This is a genomic window from Pseudomonas oryzihabitans (assembly GCF_032027545.1).
Taxonomy (GTDB): Bacteria; Pseudomonadota; Gammaproteobacteria; order Pseudomonadales; family Pseudomonadaceae; genus Chryseomonas; species Chryseomonas oryzihabitans_F.
Genome location: NZ_JAVSJB010000011.1, coordinates 111,616 through 126,040, shown reverse-complemented (window position 1 = coordinate 126,040; position 14,425 = coordinate 111,616). Strand labels below are relative to the sequence as shown.

The following is a 14,425-nucleotide window of genomic DNA, read 5'->3' as shown; positions in this document are numbered from 1 at the left end:
CCCATCCGGGCGCCTTCGAGGATATCGACATGATCTTCCAACGCGCCTTCATGGCGGTCTGGCTGGTGGCCGGACTCGCCATGCTGTTCATCGCCCGGGATTACCAGGCGCCCTTTTCCTACGAGCCGGTCGGTCCGCGGGCCTATCCGATGCTGATGTTCGGCCTGATGAGCCTGGGCCTGGCCTACCTGATCATCCGCCCCACGCCCATCGGCGATGGCGAGGACCAGAAGCCGCTGGACGCCTCGTCGCTGCGCAAGGTGGTGGCCTGTTGCGCCATCCTGCTGGGCTACGCCCTGACCTTCCAGCCGCTGGGCTTTCCGCTGAGCGCCTTCCTCACCGCCACTCTCTGCGGCCTGCTCTATGGCGGCCGGCTGGTGCCCTGCGCCCTGGTCAGCCTGCTGCTCTCGGTAAGCCTCTATGTGCTGTTCGATCGGGTGATGGAAGTCCCCCTACCCCTTGGCGTGCTGGAATTCCTGGAGGGCTGACATGGATACCTTGAACTTCCTGATGCAGGGCTTCGGCGTCGCCCTGACACCGACCAACCTGATCGTGGCGCTGATCGGCACCCTGATCGGCACTGTGGTCGGCCTGCTACCGGGCCTGGGACCGATCAACGGCATCGCTCTCTTGATCCCGGTGGCCTTCGCCCTGGGCCTGCCACCGGAGACCTCGCTGATCCTGTTGGCCGCGGTCTACCTGGGCTGCGAATACGGCGGCCGGATCTCCTCGATCCTGCTGAACATCCCTGGCGAAGCCGCGACCATGATGACCTGCCTGGACGGCTATCCACTGGCCCGCCAGGGGCTGGCCGGCGTGGCCCTGTCGCTGTCGGCCTGGAGTTCCTTCATCGGCGCCTTCATCGCCACCTGCGGCATGGTGCTGTTCTCGCCGCTGCTGGCGAAATGGGCCATCGCCTTCGGTCCGGCGGAATACTTCGCACTGATGGCCCTGGCCATCCTCAGTCTCTCCGGCATGGCCGCCGAGAAGCCGGTCAAGACCCTGGTCGCCGCCCTCTTCGGCCTGGCCATCGCTTCGGTGGGCATCGACGCCAACAGCGGCGTCTATCGTTTCACCTTCGACAACGTGCACCTGGCCGACGGCATCGATTTCGTGATCCTGGTGCTGGGCCTGTTCTCGGTGAGCGAGCTGCTCCTGCTGCTGGAGCAGACCCATCATGGTCAGGTCGCGGTGAAGGCCACCGGGCGCATGCTGTTCAACGTGCGCGAGGCGCGCAGCGTGTTCATGGTCAACCTGCGGAGTTCGGTGAGCGGTTTCATCATCGGCGTCCTGCCGGGCGCCGGTGCGACCCTGGCCAGTGCCCTGGCCTACACCACCGAGAAGCGCTTGGCCGGTGCCGATGGCACCTTCGGCAAGGGTGACCTGCGCGGCCTGGCGGCGCCGGAAACCGCCATCGGTGCGGCAGTGTGCGGCAACATGATCCCCATGCTGACCCTGGGCATCCCCGGCTCGGGCACCACCGCGGTGATGATCGGCGCCCTGACGCTCTACAACATCACTCCCGGCCCGCTGCTGTTCCAGAACGAGCCGAACCTGGTGTGGGGGCTGATCGCCTCGCTGTTCATCGCCAACGTGATGCTGCTGATCCTCAACGTGCCCATGGTGAAGATGTTCACCAAGATCCTCGAGGTGCCAAACTGGTCGCTGGCGCCCGCCATCGCCATCATCACCGGCATCGGCGTCTACGCGGTGCATGCCACCACCTTCGACCTGGTGCTGATGGTCTGCGTGGGTATCTTCGGCTACATCATGCGCAAGCTGGACTTCCCGCTGTCGCCGCTGCTGCTGGGCTTCATCCTCGGCGAGCTGATGGAGACGAGCCTGAGACGCGCCCTGTCGATCTCCAATGGCGAGGTGGGCATCCTCTGGCAGAGCGGCATCAGCCAGGCCATCTGGATCGTCTGCATCCTGATGGTGGCCCTGCCCTTCTATCGCGCCTGGCGCAAGCGTCGCGCGCCCAAGGCCGCGACCGTCTGAGACCGGCGAACCCAAAGCCCGCGGCCGGAGCCCTTCCGCCCGCGGGCTTTTTCATTCAAGAAGATTTGAAGCTCTTCTTCGGGTAGATGTCATAGCGGCTGGACTTGCCCTCCAGCACGTAGCCCGGTTTCACGCCCTCGATGGCCGGCGCCTTGCGCGGGCGCTTGACCACCACCCGGTGGCTGGCGCGGGCCAAAGCCGCGGCCAGCAGCGCCGGGGCATCCAGGTCGTCGCCCACCAGCGGCCGGAACAGGCGCATTTCCTTCTTCACCAGGGCGCTCTTGTCGCGGTGCGGGAACATGGGGTCCAGGTAGATCACCTCGGGCGCCTCGCCTTCCCCGCCTTGCAGGTAGGCGGTGGAATCGGCCTGCACCAGAGTCATCAGGGTGGCGATGCCGGCCGCGTCATGATCCCGTGCCGCACGGGCGAGGCCGTCTTCGAGCAGGGCGGCGATCAGCGGCTGGCGCTCGACCAGCGTCACCGTGCAGCCCAGGGTCGCCAGCACGAAGGCGTCGCGGCCCAGACCCGCGGTGGCGTCGAGCACGCGCGGGCGCACGCCGGGTCCGACCCCGACCGCCTTGGCGATCATCTGGCCGGCGCCACCGCCGAACTTGCGCCTGTGCGCCGCCGCGCCCTCGACGAAGTCCACCCGCACCGGACCCGGCGCATCGGGACCCCGCTGGACCAGTTGCAGGCCTTGAGCACCGACTTGCAGGGCGAATTCCTCGGTCGTGGCGGTGCCCAGGGGCAGGTCAAGGCGCGCGGCCCAGGCAGCAGCAGCCTCGGTGAAGGCGGATTCCAGGGCTTCGACGATAAGCGCGGGGCGGGCGGTGGACATGGGCGACTCGCTGGCGAAAGGACCGGCCATTCTACCGGCAGACGCGAAAGCCACCCATGTCGACGTGGAAATGATCGCGGTGGGCAGCGTTGTAGTCCGGCCCCAGGGTGGTGTTGAAGGACCGACAGGCCCCGTCGCGCACCTGACGGAGGAAACGTTGCGCCTGGGGATCGCCGTTCCAGTCCCGTGCCACGCTGATCCGCCGGCCATCGGCCAGGCGCAGCCCGGCGATGTCCAGGGCATTGGCCTCGGCATGCTGGCTGCGCCGTCCGGTGGCGCGGCCATAGACGTTGCGGCAGGCGAAGCTGCCGTAGTGCTCCACCTCGGACACCCGCTGGCCGTAGACGGCCTCGGCCGCCGGTTGCAGCGCCTGGCGCTCGAACAGGGCGAAACTCACCGCCAGCGGGCAACTGGCGAGGAAGCTGCCGCTGAGTCGCACCTCTTCACCGCGCTGGATGCGCACCGCACGCTCCAGCGGGCAGTCGGCCGAACCGGGATTGCCGCGCAGCTCGCGATAGGTCAGCGCCGAGGTCGCCAAGGACGCCGCGCAGTAGTCGGCATCGGCTTGCAAGCGCCAGAGCTTGAGACGGGTGACGGGATTGGTCGGCGCCTGGATGTCCAGTGGCGCCCAGGGATTGTAGGTCGGCGGGAGGCGCAGCCAACCCTGGTCGAAGGCGGTATGCAGGCCCCCGTAGAGCAGGATGACGAGACCGAGCAGCTGTCTGGCTTTCATGGACCGCCGGCAGGAGGTTGGAAGGCGAATATCCGTCAGACCGGCCAGCGGAGCGGGAATGCCAGGGAAAACGTCGCCAAACGTATCGCGCCGGGCGAACCTACAGCAGACCGAGTTGCTCGGTATCGGCGGTACTCAGGGTGGGCAACTCCGGCAGACCGGGCAGCCGCTCGCGCAACTGGGCATGGAATCTCAGGGCCAGTTCGGGTGCCTGGCGATTGTCCGGGGTGTGCAGGAAGACAAAGGGCTGCTTGCCCGCCTCGATCCAGTCGGCGACACGGGTTACCCACTTGGCGAGGTAGTAGTCGTTGGCGGCCAGCTCCAAGCGACCGATGAAACGCACCTGGGGCTGGGCGCTGAAAGCCAGAGCACGGGCCGGTACCCGAGGTTTCTTGGCTTGCGCGAGGCGCACGGCCGGATCGCTCGGGTCGGCACTGAACAGCGCCGCGGAATCCAGGCCGATGCGCTCCACGCCCAGCTCCAGGAGCAGCCGATTGAGGGCCCGCTCGGTGTCGCCCTTGTCGAAGAAGGCCAGGTGGCGGACCTCCACGGCCAGGGTACGTCGCGGCGCCAGCGCGTCGAGGAACACCTTGAGTTCATTCAACCGCTCCGGGCCGAAGCGACGGGGCAGCTGCAACCACAGCGGACTGGCCCGCTCGCCCAGCGGCGCCAGCAGGTCGATGAAGGTACGGGCACTGGACAGCTGGACCCGCAGATCGTCGGCGTGGCTGATGTCCTGGGGAAATTTGGCGCAGAAACGAAAACCTGCCGGCATCACCTCCGCCCAGTGGCGAATCTTGTCCGCCGATGGCCAGGCGTAGAGGGTAGTGTTGCCTTCCACGGCGTTGAACACCTGGGTGTAGCGCGGCAGGAAATCAGTGGGGCGCAGGCCGTGGTAGAGGCTCTCGCGCCAGGCGTTGTCGTTCCAGGAAGGACAACCGAGGAAATACGGCAGCATCAGGCGTAGAGATCGAGACCCACGACGCTGGACGAGCCCTCTGGCTCGGCGCCGAAGGTGGCGGTACTGCCGTAGCTGGCCAGGGCCTGCTGGGCGCGGGCGGTGAGGTTACCGGCAAAGCGGCCTTCCCGTTCGCTGAGCACCAGGCCATTGGCTCCGGCGTCGCCGCTGTCGGTGGCGGCAGCCGCCTCCACCCGACGCACCGGGGCGACATTCGGCTGGGCAGTGCCGGCGTTTTCCCTGGCAATAGCGTTCTGGCGGGCGTCCTCGTCCCTCGCCACTTCGCGCACGGGGGTGACCGCGCGGGAGGAGCGATTCAGGGGATAGGCAGAGGAGGAGTAGCCGCTGTCGATGCGCATGGCAGGTCCTGAACGGATGACGCTACTCTAGGTAGGGTCGAGGGCGGTGGCAATCAAGAGCCGGACGTCCGTCGCGACGGGCGGACGAGCGGCCTTTGCAGCTTAGAGGCGCATGCCCCATAACTGGGTTCCGCGACCTCAGACCGGCGTCTTGGGAGTGGCGACCCGGTCACGCAGATAGACCGGTTGGGCCGCTTCCGATTCCGCCGCCACGGCTTCGCCACGCGCCCAGGCCGCCGCCGCCAGCACCGCCAGATCCCGGGCGTGGGGCAGCAGGGTGGCGTCCACCGCGGTCAGCGGCAAGGCCATGCGGCCCACGTAGCCCCAACCGGTGCCGGCACCGAACCAGTCGCCCGTGGCGGCCTCGGGCAACACGATGGCCTCGGGGGCCAGCACGGCCTCCACGCCCGTCAATACCATGACCTCGCCGTCCAGGCGATAGCAGCCCCAATAGACCTCGTCCATGCGGGCGTCGATGGCGGCGGCCACTTGACTGACACCCCGCTCACGCCAGGCGCGCTGGGCGATGATCGCCAGGTTCGACATCGGCAGCACCGGGCGCTCGAGGCCAAAGGCCAGGCCCTGCACCACGCCGATGGCGATGCGCACCCCGGTGAAGGCACCGGGACCGCGACCGAAGGCGATGGCATCCACCTGGGACAGGCTCAGACCGGCCTCGGCCAGTACTTCCTGCACCATGGGCAGCACCCGTTGGGCGTGCAGGCGCGGGGCGATCTCGTAGCGATGGATGATCTCGTCGCCCAGGTGCAAGGCGACCGAGCAGGCTTCGGTGGCGGTATCGAGGGCGAGCAGGATGGACATGGGGGCGAATCCGCAACGGTTGCAAGGGCTGCGCATTCTAGAGGAAGACGGGACCCAGGGGGACCCGCCCATCGGTCACGACACCAGGACGGTGCCCCGACCGGACCGCCTGCAGGCACAGGCGGCCGTTATCGACATTCAGCTCAGCGCTTGCAGCACCTTGGCGGTGATGGCATCGACCGAACCCACGCCTTCGATACGGCTGCAGGTGGGCGTGCCCTGGGCGGCGCCGAGCTTCTGGTAGAAGTCCACCAGTGGCTTGGTCTGGGAATGGTAGAGCTCTAGGCGCTTGCGGATGGTGGCTTCGCGGTCGTCCTCGCGCTGCACCAGCGGCTCGCCGGTCAGGTCATCGACGTCGGCGACCTTGGGCGGATTGTGCTGCACGTGGTAGACGCGACCCGAACCCGGGTGGACGCGGCGACCGGACAGGCGCTGGACGATTTCCTCGTCATCGACGGCGATTTCCAGCACGTGGTCGATCTTGACGCCGGCGGCTTCGAGGGCCTCGGCCTGGGGAATGGTGCGCGGGAAGCCGTCGAACAGGAAACCCTGGGCGCAGTCGGCTTCCAGGATACGCTCGCTGATCAGCGCGATGATGATCTCGTCGGACACCAGGCCGCCGCTGTCCATGATGTCCTTGACCTGCAGCCCCAGGGGGGTGCCGGCCTTGACCGCCGCGCGCAGCATGTCGCCGGTGGATACCTGCGGAATGCCGAATTTTTCAGTGATGAACCGGGCCTGAGTACCTTTGCCGGCACCGGGCGCTCCCAGCAGGATTACGCGCATCTGTTGCTCCTTAGAATGGTCTCGGACTGGCAGCCCGCGCGGGGCGCTGTCGCGATGATTGTTGTCGACGACACGAGACGGCCAAAGGGACCAACCATACACAGCGCCCCCAGGCCGCACAAGTTACCTAGCGTCGCAGGGACCGCGCAGGTCGCAGCGACCCGCCGTCCCGGCGAACGCGACTGCTCCTTCAGCCGGTATTGCGCAGTCCGGCCGCGATGCCCGCCACGCTTACCAACAGCGCCTGGTCCAGCGCCGCCGGCTGGCTTTCGCCCGCCGCCCGGGCCCGTGCCAGCAGCTCGATCTGCAGCAGGTGCAGCGGATCGAGGTAGGTATTGCGCACGGCGAAGAACACCAGGGTTTCCGGATGCTGTTCGAGCAGCTCGCCCTGCCCCGTCAGCCGCAGTACCGCGACGCCGGCCTGCCGCAGCCGTTCGCGCAGCTGGCTGCCGAGCACCTGCAGCTCGTCTTCGACCAGGCGCTGGTCATACAGCCGGGCCACCTCGGCCTCGGCCTTGGCCAGCACCATCTCCAGCATGTCGATGCGGGTCTGGAAGAACGGCCAGCGCTCGCGCATCTCGCGCAACAAGGGCGACTCGCCGCGCCGCTCGGCCTGCTCCAGCGCGGCCTCCCAGCCCAGCCAGGCGGGCAGCATCAGCCGCGTCTGGGTCCAGGCGAAGATCCAGGGGATGGCCCTCAGGCTTTCCACGCCCCCTTCGCGACGCTTGGCCGGGCGACTGCCCAGGGGCAGCCGGCCCAGTTCCTGCTCGGGCGTGGCCTGGCGGAAATAGCTGACGAAATGCGGGTCTTCGCGCACCACGCCACGATAGGCCCCGAGGCTGTCGCTGGCGAGGCGGTCCATCTGCTCGCGCCAGGCCGGCTCGGGCGCCGGCGGCGGCAACAGGGTGGCTTCCAGGACGGCGCCCAGGTACAGCGCGAGGTTCTGCTCGGCGACCGCGGGCTGGCCGAACTTGAAGCGGATCATCTCGCCCTGCTCGGTGGTGCGGAAGCGCCCGGCCACCGAGCCCGGCGGCTGCGACAGGATGGCCGCGTGGGCCGGACCGCCGCCGCGGCCCACGGTACCGCCACGACCATGGAACAGCAGCAGTTCGACACCGCGGGTGGCGCAGATCTCCACCAGGGCTTCCTGGGCACGATACTGGGCCCAGGCGGCGGCCAGGGTGCCGGCGTCCTTGGCCGAATCCGAGTAGCCGATCATGACTTCCTGGGGACCGGCCAGGCGCCCGCGGTAGTCGGGCAGGTCGAGCAGACTGGCGATGACCCCACCGGCATGGTTGAGGTCATCGAGGGTCTCGAACAACGGCACCACACGCATCGGATGCCGAACGCCGCACTCACGCAGCAGCAACTGCACGGCGAGGACGTCGGACGCCGCGCCGGCCATGGAGATGACGTAGGAACCCAGGGCCGCCGGTGGCGAGGCGGCGATGACACGGCAGGTGGCGAGCACCTCGCGGGTATCGTCCGCAAGCTCCGCATCCAGCGGCAGCAGCGGTCGGCGGCTGGTCAGCTCCTTGCGCAGGAAGTCCAGGCGCTGTTCCTCGCTCCAGGCGGTGTAGTCGCCCAGCTCCAGGTAGCGGCAGATGTCGGCCAGGGCAGCCGCGTGGCGCGCGGCGTCCTGGCGAATGTCCAGGCGGACCAGATAGAGGCCGAAGGTACGCGCCCGGCGCAGGGTATCGAGCAGCGAGCCGTCGGCGATGACGCCCAGGCCGCAGCGCTGCAGGGAGTCGTAGCACAGCTGCAGCGGCGCGATCAGCTCGGCGTTGTCGCTGAGGATGTGGCGCGCCCCGGCATGGGGGTCGGTGAGGGCATGAGCCGCCCAGCTACGGGTGATCTGCAGGCGCTCGCGCAGGCCCTTGAGCACCTGGCGATAGGGTTCGGGGTGATCGCCGGCCTGCTCGCGCAGGGCCGGGCTGGCGGCCTGCATGGACAGTTCGGCGGCCAGCCGATCGACGTCGCGCAGGTAGAGGTCCGCAGCCATCCAGCGGGCCAACAGCAGCACCTCGCGGGTGATGCTGGCGGTGACGTTGGGATTGCCGTCGCGGTCGCCGCCCATCCAGGAGGAGAAGCGCAGCGGCGCGGCCGTCAGCGGCAGGCGCTGGCCGGTGCGCTCCTGCAGGCAGCCATCGAGGTTGCGCAGGAGAGTGGGGACCGCCTGCCAGAGGGAATTCTCGATCACCGCGAAGCCCCACTTGGCTTCGTCCACCGGCGTCGGACGCTGGCGACGGATTTCCTCGGTGTGCCAGGCCTCGGCGATCAGCCGACGCAGGCGCCCCTCGATGGTGGCCACCTCGGCGGAGGTCAGGTCGCGATGATCGAGCAGGGCGAGCTGAGCGCTGATCTCGTCGTATTTCTGGATCAGGGTACGCCGCGACACCTCGGTGGGGTGGGCGGTCAGCACCAGGTCGATGTCCAGCGCCGCTACCCGCTCGGCCAGCTCCGCGCCCGGCAGGCCGGCGTTCGTCAGACGCGCCAGCAACTCGGGCAGCACCCGCTGCTCGAAGGGCGGCGGCTCGTCTTCGCCGCGCCGCCGGACCCGGTGATACTCCTCGGCGATGTTGGCCAGGTTGAGGAAGTGACTGAAGGCCCGCGCCACCGGTAGCAGTTCGTCCTCGGCCAGGGTGTCTAGGGTGTCGCCCAGTTGCCGCGCGCCCTCGGCGGAACCACCGCGGGCCGCCTTGGCGCCCTTGCGGATCCGCTCGATCTTGTCGAGAAAGGCGGCGCCATGCTGATCGGCGATGGTCTGCCCCAGGAGTTCGCCCAGCAACCGCACCTGCTCGCGCAGGCGAACGTCGATTTCCACCATCTCGTGCTCCTCGAAAGTACCGGTTGGGACCTCGCGGCAAGCGCTGCGGTCTAGCGCTGAGGACAGCACCTTGCCACGCCGGTTGCAAGACCCGCCGGCTCAGGGTGCCCAGCCCCGCACGGACTGACCATCCGACCTTTGCCTAACGCCACGGGAGATGCCCATGAAGATTCGCGAACTCGCTCACCAATGGGAGCAACAGGCCACGCCCGCGCGCGGCACCCGCCGCTACACCCTGAAGTTGGACCTGGAAACCGCCGCCCGCCTGGAAGCCCTGCATGAGCTGTATCCCCAGCGTACGCCCGAGGCGCTGCTGGGCGAATTGCTGGCGGCCGCCTTCGAGGAACTCGAAGCCAGTTTTCCCTACGTCCAGGGTGACGAGGTGGTGGCCACCGACGAATTGGGTGACCCCCTCTATGCGGACGTCGGGACAACCCCGCGCTTTCTCGAACTGGCACGCAAGCACCTGCAGCGACTGCAGGCGGAAGACGGTCGCCAGGCGCCCTGACCTGCAGTCTTACCTACGGCGCCACCGCTCTGCGAAGGGCTTTGGCGCCCGGGGAAATTCGATAGCTAGTGAACATTTTTGTCGGATGAGCGGTCATAGGATCAGACCGCAGCGCTGGACGAGGGCTGTTTGTAGACGCTCGCCACGGACCTTTCGGAACGGGCAGGGCTTTCTTCCACTTGCGGCTTTTCCTGACCAGGCGCCCGCCCTGCCCGTGCCGGCGGCGCGCTTTTCGGATCAATAACGGAGCTTGAATCCATGAAGAGTGCCACTGCCCAAAAGTCCCTTTCCAAAGCCTGCACCCTGAAACTCGCAGCCCTTGCGCTGGGCAGCTCGCTGTTGCTGGCCGGTTGTGCCGGCAACCCGCCGACCGCGCAGATGGCCGTGACCCAGTCCGCCGTCAACGAGGCCGTGAGCTCGGGTGGCAACCAGTACGCCCCCATCGAGACCAAGTCGGCCCAGGACAAGTGGACCCAGGCCCAGACCGCCCTCTCCAACGAGAAGTACGACGAAGCCAAGCAGCTGGCCGAGCAGGCCGAATGGGACGCTCGCCTGGCCACCCGCAAGACCCAGGCCGCCAAGGCCGAAGCGGCGCTCAAGGATGCCCAGAACAGCATCCAGCAGATCCGTGAGGAAGGTCAGATCAACCTGCAGCTCCAGCAGAACCTGCAGAAGAAGGTCCAGCAGTAAGAGTCCTTCCCTCCTCACCTTCGCCCATTAAAGGATGACCACCATGCGTAAACACATTCTGATCCCTGCCGTGTCGCTGCTCAGCCTGGCCCTGGCGGCCTGCTCCACGCCGCCCAACCCCAACCTGGAAAAGGCCAAGGCCGACTACTCCGCACTGGAGTCACAGCCCCAGGCCGCCCAACTGGCCGCTCTGGAGACCAAGGACGCCGGCGCCTGGCTGCAGAAGACCGAGAAGGCCTACAAGGACGGTGAGAACGAGAAGACCGTCGACCAGTTGGCCTACCTGACCAACCAGCGTATCCAGACCGCCCTGCAGACCATCAAGCTGCGCATGACCGAAGCCGACATGCAGAATGTCGACGCCGAGCGCACCCAGGCCCGTCTGGATGCCCGTACCGCCCAGCTCAAGCAATTGCAGGACGCCCTGCAGGCCAAGCAGACCGACCGCGGCACCGTGGTGACCTTCGGCAACGTGCTGTTCGACTTCAACAAGGCCGAGCTCAAGCCCCAGGGCTATGCCAACGCCCAGAAGCTGGCCGACTACCTGAAGCAAAATCCCGAGCGCAAGGTGATCGTCGAGGGCTATACCGACAGCGTCGGCAGCGACTCCTACAACCAGCAGCTGTCCGAGCGTCGCGCCCAGGCCATCCAGACCGCACTGATCAGCGCCGGGGTCGAGCCGAGCCGCATCCAGACCCGTGGCTATGGCAAGAACTTCCCGGTGGCCAGCAACAGCAATGCCTCCGACCGCGCCCTGAACCGTCGCGTGGAAGTCACCATCTCCAACGACGCCAACCCGGTCGCCCCGCGCATGTAATGTCAGCGTGAGACGAAAAGACCCTGCCACGGCGGGGTCTTTTTTTGTCCACGGCCTGGGCTAGCGGCGCTTGCCGCCCAGCAGCGAGCCCAGCAAGCCGCGCACCAGCTGGCGACCCAGCTGATTGGCTGCCTGACGCGCCGCGCTCTTGAGCGCCTGGCCGGCCAGCTCGCCCAGCACATCGCTCAGGGCACCGCCCTCCTTCGCCTTCGCCGGTGCGGGCGCATCGTCCGGCACCCGCTCGGCCTGACGATCCCGCAGGATCTCGTAAGCCGACTCGCGATCCAGCGGGCGGTCGTAGCGACCCGCCTGGGGCGACTGGCGGATCAGCGCCTGGCGCTCGGCTTCGCTCAAGGGACCGACCCGCGATTGCGGCGGGGCGATGGCTACCCGCTCGACCATGGCCGGCGTGCCCCTGTCCTCCAGACTGCCCACCAGGACCTCGCCGATACCCAGCTCGGTGAGCACCTGCAGGCTGTCGAAGGCCGGATTGGGGCGAAAGCCATCGGCCACCGCGCGCAGCGCCTTCTGCTCCTTCGCGGTGAAGGCGCGCAGGCCGTGCTGGATGCGCAGGCCCAGTTGGGCCAGGATGTCGTCCGGTAGATCGGCGGGCGACTGGGTGACGAAATAGACGCCGACGCCCTTGGAGCGGACCAGCCGCACCACCTGCTCCAAGCGATCGCGCAGCGCCTTGGGCGTATCGCCGAACAGCAGATGGGCCTCGTCGAAGAACAGCGCCAGCACCGGCTGGTCCGCGTCCCCTCGCTCGGGCAGTTGCTCGAACAACTCGGCCAGCAGCCAGATCAGGAAGGTGGCATAGACCTTGGGCGCCTCGTGCACCAGCCGGCTGGCATCGAGCAGGTGGATACGGCCGCGGCCATCGGGCTCGGGCCGCAATATATCTTCCAGTTGCAAGGCCGGCTCGCCGAAGAAGGCCTCGGCACCCTGCTGCTCCAGGGTCGCCAGGCGGCGCAGCAACGCCTGGGCCGACGCCCCGGCGAACAGTGCCCGGTCTTCACCGAGGACCTCGGGGTTTTCGCGCAGGTGATTGAGGACGGCCTTGAGATCCTTGAGGTCGAGCAGGAGCAGGCCTTCACGATCGGCCACCTTGAAGGCAGCGTGCAGGGCGGCCTGCTGGCTGTCGGTCAGCTCCAGCAGATTGCCCAGCAGCAGCGGGCCCATTTCGCTCAGGGTGGTCCGCAGCGGATGACCGCTCTTGCCGTCGACGTCCCAGAGGGTGACCGGATAGGCCTGAGGCTGGTGGGGCAGGCCCTGGGCGGCGATGCGCTCGGCCAGCTTGCCCTGGGGCGTACCGGCAGCGCCCAGGCCACAGAGATCGCCCTTGATGTCGGCGGCGAAGACCGCGACGCCCGCATCACTGAAGGCCTCGGCGAGGCGCTGCAGGGTAACCGTCTTGCCGGTCCCCGTCGCCCCGGCGATCAGGCCGTGGCGGTTGGCCAGTTTGAGGGGATGACCGATGGGTTGACCATCGGTCTGGCCATCAGCAACAGCGGTACCGAGGATCAGCAGGGGCGTCGAGGACATGGCGCAGCTCCGTAGCGGTTCTGCGCCAGCTTAACCCGAGACTTCGCACTCAGGTGCGGTTGCGGATGCGCTCGACGATGGCGGTGGTGGAGCTGTTTTCCACCAGGCCGAGGATGCGCACCTCGCCACCGTAGCCCTGGACGATCTGGGCGCCGACCACCTCTTCGACGCTCTTGTAGTCGCCCCCCTTCACCAGCACGTCCGGGCGCACCTGTTCCAGCAGGCGCTCCGGGGTGTTCTCGCTGAAGGGAATGACCCAGTCCACCGCGCCGAGGCCGGCCAGCACCGCCATGCGCCGGTCGACGCTGTTGATGGGGCGACCCGGGCCCTTGAGGCGGGTGACCGAGGCGTCGTCGTTGACCGCCACGATCAGCCGATCACCCTGGGCCCGTGCCTGCTCCAGGTAGGTCACGTGGCCAGCGTGGAGGATGTCGAAGCAGCCGTTGGTGAAGACGATCTTCTCGCCATGGGCGCGGGCGTCCTCGATGGCCAGCTGCAACTGCTCCAGGGTCAGGACACCGCGCTCGGAGCCTTCCGAGCGCTGCACCGCGCGCCGTAGCTCGGGAGCACTGATGGCGGCGGTCCCCAGCTTGCCGACCACGATACCGGCGGCCAGATTGGCCAGGGCCACGGCCTGGGGCAGTTCCTCGCCAGCGGCCAGGGCGGCGGCCAGGGTGGAGATCACGGTATCGCCGGCACCGGTGACGTCGAACACCTCGCGGGCGCGGGCCGGCAGGTGCAGCGCGGGCTGGCCGGGACGAACGAGGGTCATGCCATGCTCGCCGCGGGTCACCAGCAGCGCGCCTAGATCCAGCCGTGCCATCAGCTCGTTACCCTTGGCCACCAGGTCGGCTTCATCGGCACAGACGCCAACGATGGCCTCGAATTCGGACAGGTTGGGGGTGATCAGGCTGGCGCCGCGATAGATGGAGAAGTCCTTGCCCTTGGGGTCGGCCAGCACCGGGATCTTGCGCGCCTTGGCCAGCTGGATCAGCGCCTGGTGGTTCTTCAGCGCGCCCTTGCCGTAGTCGGACAACACCAGCACCTTGACCCCGGCCAGCATGGCGGCGGTGTCCGAGACCAGCGCCTGGGCGTCGGTGTCGAAGGGCTCTTCGAAGTCGACCCGGATCAGTTGCTGATGACGACTCATGATGCGCAGCTTGACGATGGTCGGCTGCGCGGCGATGCGCTGGAAGCGCACCTGCACATGGGCAGCGCGGAGACTGTCGGTGAGGGCATCGGCGGCCTCGTCCTGGCCGGTGACACCGACCAGGTACGCCGGGGCGCCCAGGGCGGCGATGTTGAGGGCGACGTTGGCCGCGCCACCGGGACGATCCTCGTGCTGGTCGACGCGCACCACGGGTACCGGCGCCTCGGGGGAGATCCGCGAGGTGGTGCCGTGCCAGTAGCGGTCGAGCATCACGTCGCCGACCACCAGGACCGGCGCGAGATCGAAGCGAGGCATGGTCAGCTTCATAGGAACAGGCTCCAAAGCGCGAAAATGGCGGCGATCATAGCATAGGGGCCAAGGCGCCCCGGAAGCG

Annotated in this window: 14 protein-coding genes; 5 read left to right on the top strand and 9 right to left on the bottom strand. The window is 67.9% G+C overall.

Annotation, left to right across the window (positions count from 1 at the left end; genetic code table 11):
* Window positions 1-29 precede the first annotated feature (29 nt).
* On the top strand, window positions 30-488 hold the full coding sequence (locus RND78_RS18460) for a tripartite tricarboxylate transporter TctB family protein (RefSeq protein WP_312731025.1): 459 nt from the start codon (window positions 30-32) through the stop codon (window positions 486-488).
* A gap of 1 nt (window position 489) precedes the next feature.
* Window positions 490-1,998 carry a tripartite tricarboxylate transporter permease gene (locus RND78_RS18455; RefSeq protein ID WP_312731024.1) on the top strand — a complete coding sequence of 503 codons (1,509 nt, stop codon included), beginning with the start codon at window positions 490-492 and terminating at the stop codon, window positions 1,996-1,998.
* Window positions 1,999-2,053: 55 nt separating this feature from the next.
* On the opposite strand, the gene RND78_RS18450 is transcribed toward RND78_RS18455, so the two are convergent.
* From RND78_RS18450 to ppc, 7 genes are all read right to left on the bottom strand, one after another.
* Window positions 2,054-2,836 carry a class I SAM-dependent methyltransferase gene (locus RND78_RS18450; RefSeq protein ID WP_312731022.1) on the bottom strand — a complete coding sequence of 261 codons (783 nt, stop codon included), beginning with the start codon at window positions 2,834-2,836 and terminating at the stop codon, window positions 2,054-2,056.
* Window positions 2,837-2,867: 31 nt separating this feature from the next.
* Complete coding sequence (locus RND78_RS18445) at window positions 2,868-3,569, bottom strand: extensin family protein (RefSeq protein ID WP_312731021.1); 702 nt, start codon at window positions 3,567-3,569, stop codon at window positions 2,868-2,870.
* Window positions 3,570-3,669: 100 nt separating this feature from the next.
* Entirely contained in the window at window positions 3,670-4,527 is an 858-nt protein-coding gene (locus RND78_RS18440) for a DUF72 domain-containing protein (RefSeq protein WP_312731020.1), read from the bottom strand.
* Window positions 4,527-4,886 (bottom strand): hypothetical protein, encoded by a 360-nt coding sequence (locus RND78_RS18435; RefSeq protein ID WP_312731018.1) that lies wholly within the window; start codon window positions 4,884-4,886, stop codon window positions 4,527-4,529. Before RND78_RS18435 ends, RND78_RS18440 begins: the two co-directional genes overlap by 1 nt.
* 138 nt (window positions 4,887-5,024) lie before the next feature.
* Window positions 5,025-5,708, bottom strand: coding sequence for a tRNA (adenosine(37)-N6)-threonylcarbamoyltransferase complex dimerization subunit type 1 TsaB (tsaB, locus tag RND78_RS18430; RefSeq protein ID WP_312731015.1), 684 nt, complete (start codon window positions 5,706-5,708; stop codon window positions 5,025-5,027).
* Window positions 5,709-5,846: 138 nt separating this feature from the next.
* Window positions 5,847-6,494, bottom strand: a complete 648-nt coding sequence (adk, locus tag RND78_RS18425; protein ID WP_312731013.1) for an adenylate kinase — start codon at window positions 6,492-6,494, stop codon at window positions 5,847-5,849.
* Between the two features lie 190 nt (window positions 6,495-6,684).
* Window positions 6,685-9,321 (bottom strand): phosphoenolpyruvate carboxylase, encoded by a 2,637-nt coding sequence (gene ppc / locus RND78_RS18420; RefSeq protein WP_312731011.1) that lies wholly within the window; start codon window positions 9,319-9,321, stop codon window positions 6,685-6,687.
* A 163-nt stretch (window positions 9,322-9,484) separates the two neighbouring features.
* Here ppc and RND78_RS18415 point away from each other — a divergent pair, with 163 nt between their 5' ends.
* From RND78_RS18415 to RND78_RS18405, 3 genes are all read left to right on the top strand, one after another.
* A complete protein-coding gene (locus tag RND78_RS18415; protein ID WP_312731009.1) occupies window positions 9,485-9,829 on the top strand; it encodes a pilin assembly protein in 345 nt (114 codons plus the stop codon).
* A 258-nt stretch (window positions 9,830-10,087) separates the two neighbouring features.
* Window positions 10,088-10,519: a DUF4398 domain-containing protein gene (locus RND78_RS18410; RefSeq protein ID WP_288477487.1), complete on the top strand. Its 432-nt coding sequence runs from the start codon at window positions 10,088-10,090 to the stop codon at window positions 10,517-10,519.
* A gap of 43 nt (window positions 10,520-10,562) precedes the next feature.
* A complete protein-coding gene (locus RND78_RS18405) occupies window positions 10,563-11,336 on the top strand; it encodes an OmpA family protein (protein WP_312731001.1) in 774 nt (257 codons plus the stop codon).
* A gap of 60 nt (window positions 11,337-11,396) precedes the next feature.
* On the opposite strand, the gene RND78_RS18400 is transcribed toward RND78_RS18405, so the two are convergent.
* Entirely contained in the window at window positions 11,397-12,881 is a 1,485-nt protein-coding gene (locus RND78_RS18400) for a helicase HerA-like domain-containing protein (RefSeq protein WP_312731000.1), read from the bottom strand.
* 49 nt (window positions 12,882-12,930) lie between these two features.
* Window positions 12,931-14,358 carry a bifunctional D-glycero-beta-D-manno-heptose-7-phosphate kinase/D-glycero-beta-D-manno-heptose 1-phosphate adenylyltransferase HldE gene (hldE, locus tag RND78_RS18395; RefSeq protein WP_312730999.1) on the bottom strand — a complete coding sequence of 476 codons (1,428 nt, stop codon included), beginning with the start codon at window positions 14,356-14,358 and terminating at the stop codon, window positions 12,931-12,933.
* Between the last annotated feature and the right edge of the window lie 67 nt (window positions 14,359-14,425).

Bases quoted from the DNA above. Each gene is read 5' to 3' on its own strand.
- RND78_RS18450 (WP_312731022.1), bottom strand. From the start codon at position 2,836: ATGTCCACCGCCCGCCCCGCGCTTATCGTCGAAGCCCTGGAATCCGCC.
- RND78_RS18415 (WP_312731009.1), top strand. From the start codon at position 9,485: ATGAAGATTCGCGAACTCGCTCACCAATGGGAGCAACAGGCCACGCCC.
- ppc (WP_312731011.1), bottom strand. From the start codon at position 9,321: ATGGTGGAAATCGACGTTCGCCTGCGCGAGCAGGTGCGGTTGCTGGGC.
- tsaB (WP_312731015.1), bottom strand. From the start codon at position 5,708: ATGTCCATCCTGCTCGCCCTCGATACCGCCACCGAAGCCTGCTCGGTC.
- RND78_RS18405 (WP_312731001.1), top strand. From the start codon at position 10,563: ATGCGTAAACACATTCTGATCCCTGCCGTGTCGCTGCTCAGCCTGGCC.
- RND78_RS18410 (WP_288477487.1), top strand. From the start codon at position 10,088: ATGAAGAGTGCCACTGCCCAAAAGTCCCTTTCCAAAGCCTGCACCCTG.
- RND78_RS18445 (WP_312731021.1), bottom strand. From the start codon at position 3,569: ATGAAAGCCAGACAGCTGCTCGGTCTCGTCATCCTGCTCTACGGGGGC.
- hldE (WP_312730999.1), bottom strand. From the start codon at position 14,358: ATGAAGCTGACCATGCCTCGCTTCGATCTCGCGCCGGTCCTGGTGGTC.
- adk (WP_312731013.1), bottom strand. From the start codon at position 6,494: ATGCGCGTAATCCTGCTGGGAGCGCCCGGTGCCGGCAAAGGTACTCAG.
- RND78_RS18435 (WP_312731018.1), bottom strand. From the start codon at position 4,886: ATGCGCATCGACAGCGGCTACTCCTCCTCTGCCTATCCCCTGAATCGC.
- RND78_RS18440 (WP_312731020.1), bottom strand. From the start codon at position 4,527: ATGCTGCCGTATTTCCTCGGTTGTCCTTCCTGGAACGACAACGCCTGG.
- RND78_RS18455 (WP_312731024.1), top strand. From the start codon at position 490: ATGGATACCTTGAACTTCCTGATGCAGGGCTTCGGCGTCGCCCTGACA.
- RND78_RS18460 (WP_312731025.1), top strand. From the start codon at position 30: ATGATCTTCCAACGCGCCTTCATGGCGGTCTGGCTGGTGGCCGGACTC.
- RND78_RS18400 (WP_312731000.1), bottom strand. From the start codon at position 12,881: ATGTCCTCGACGCCCCTGCTGATCCTCGGTACCGCTGTTGCTGATGGC.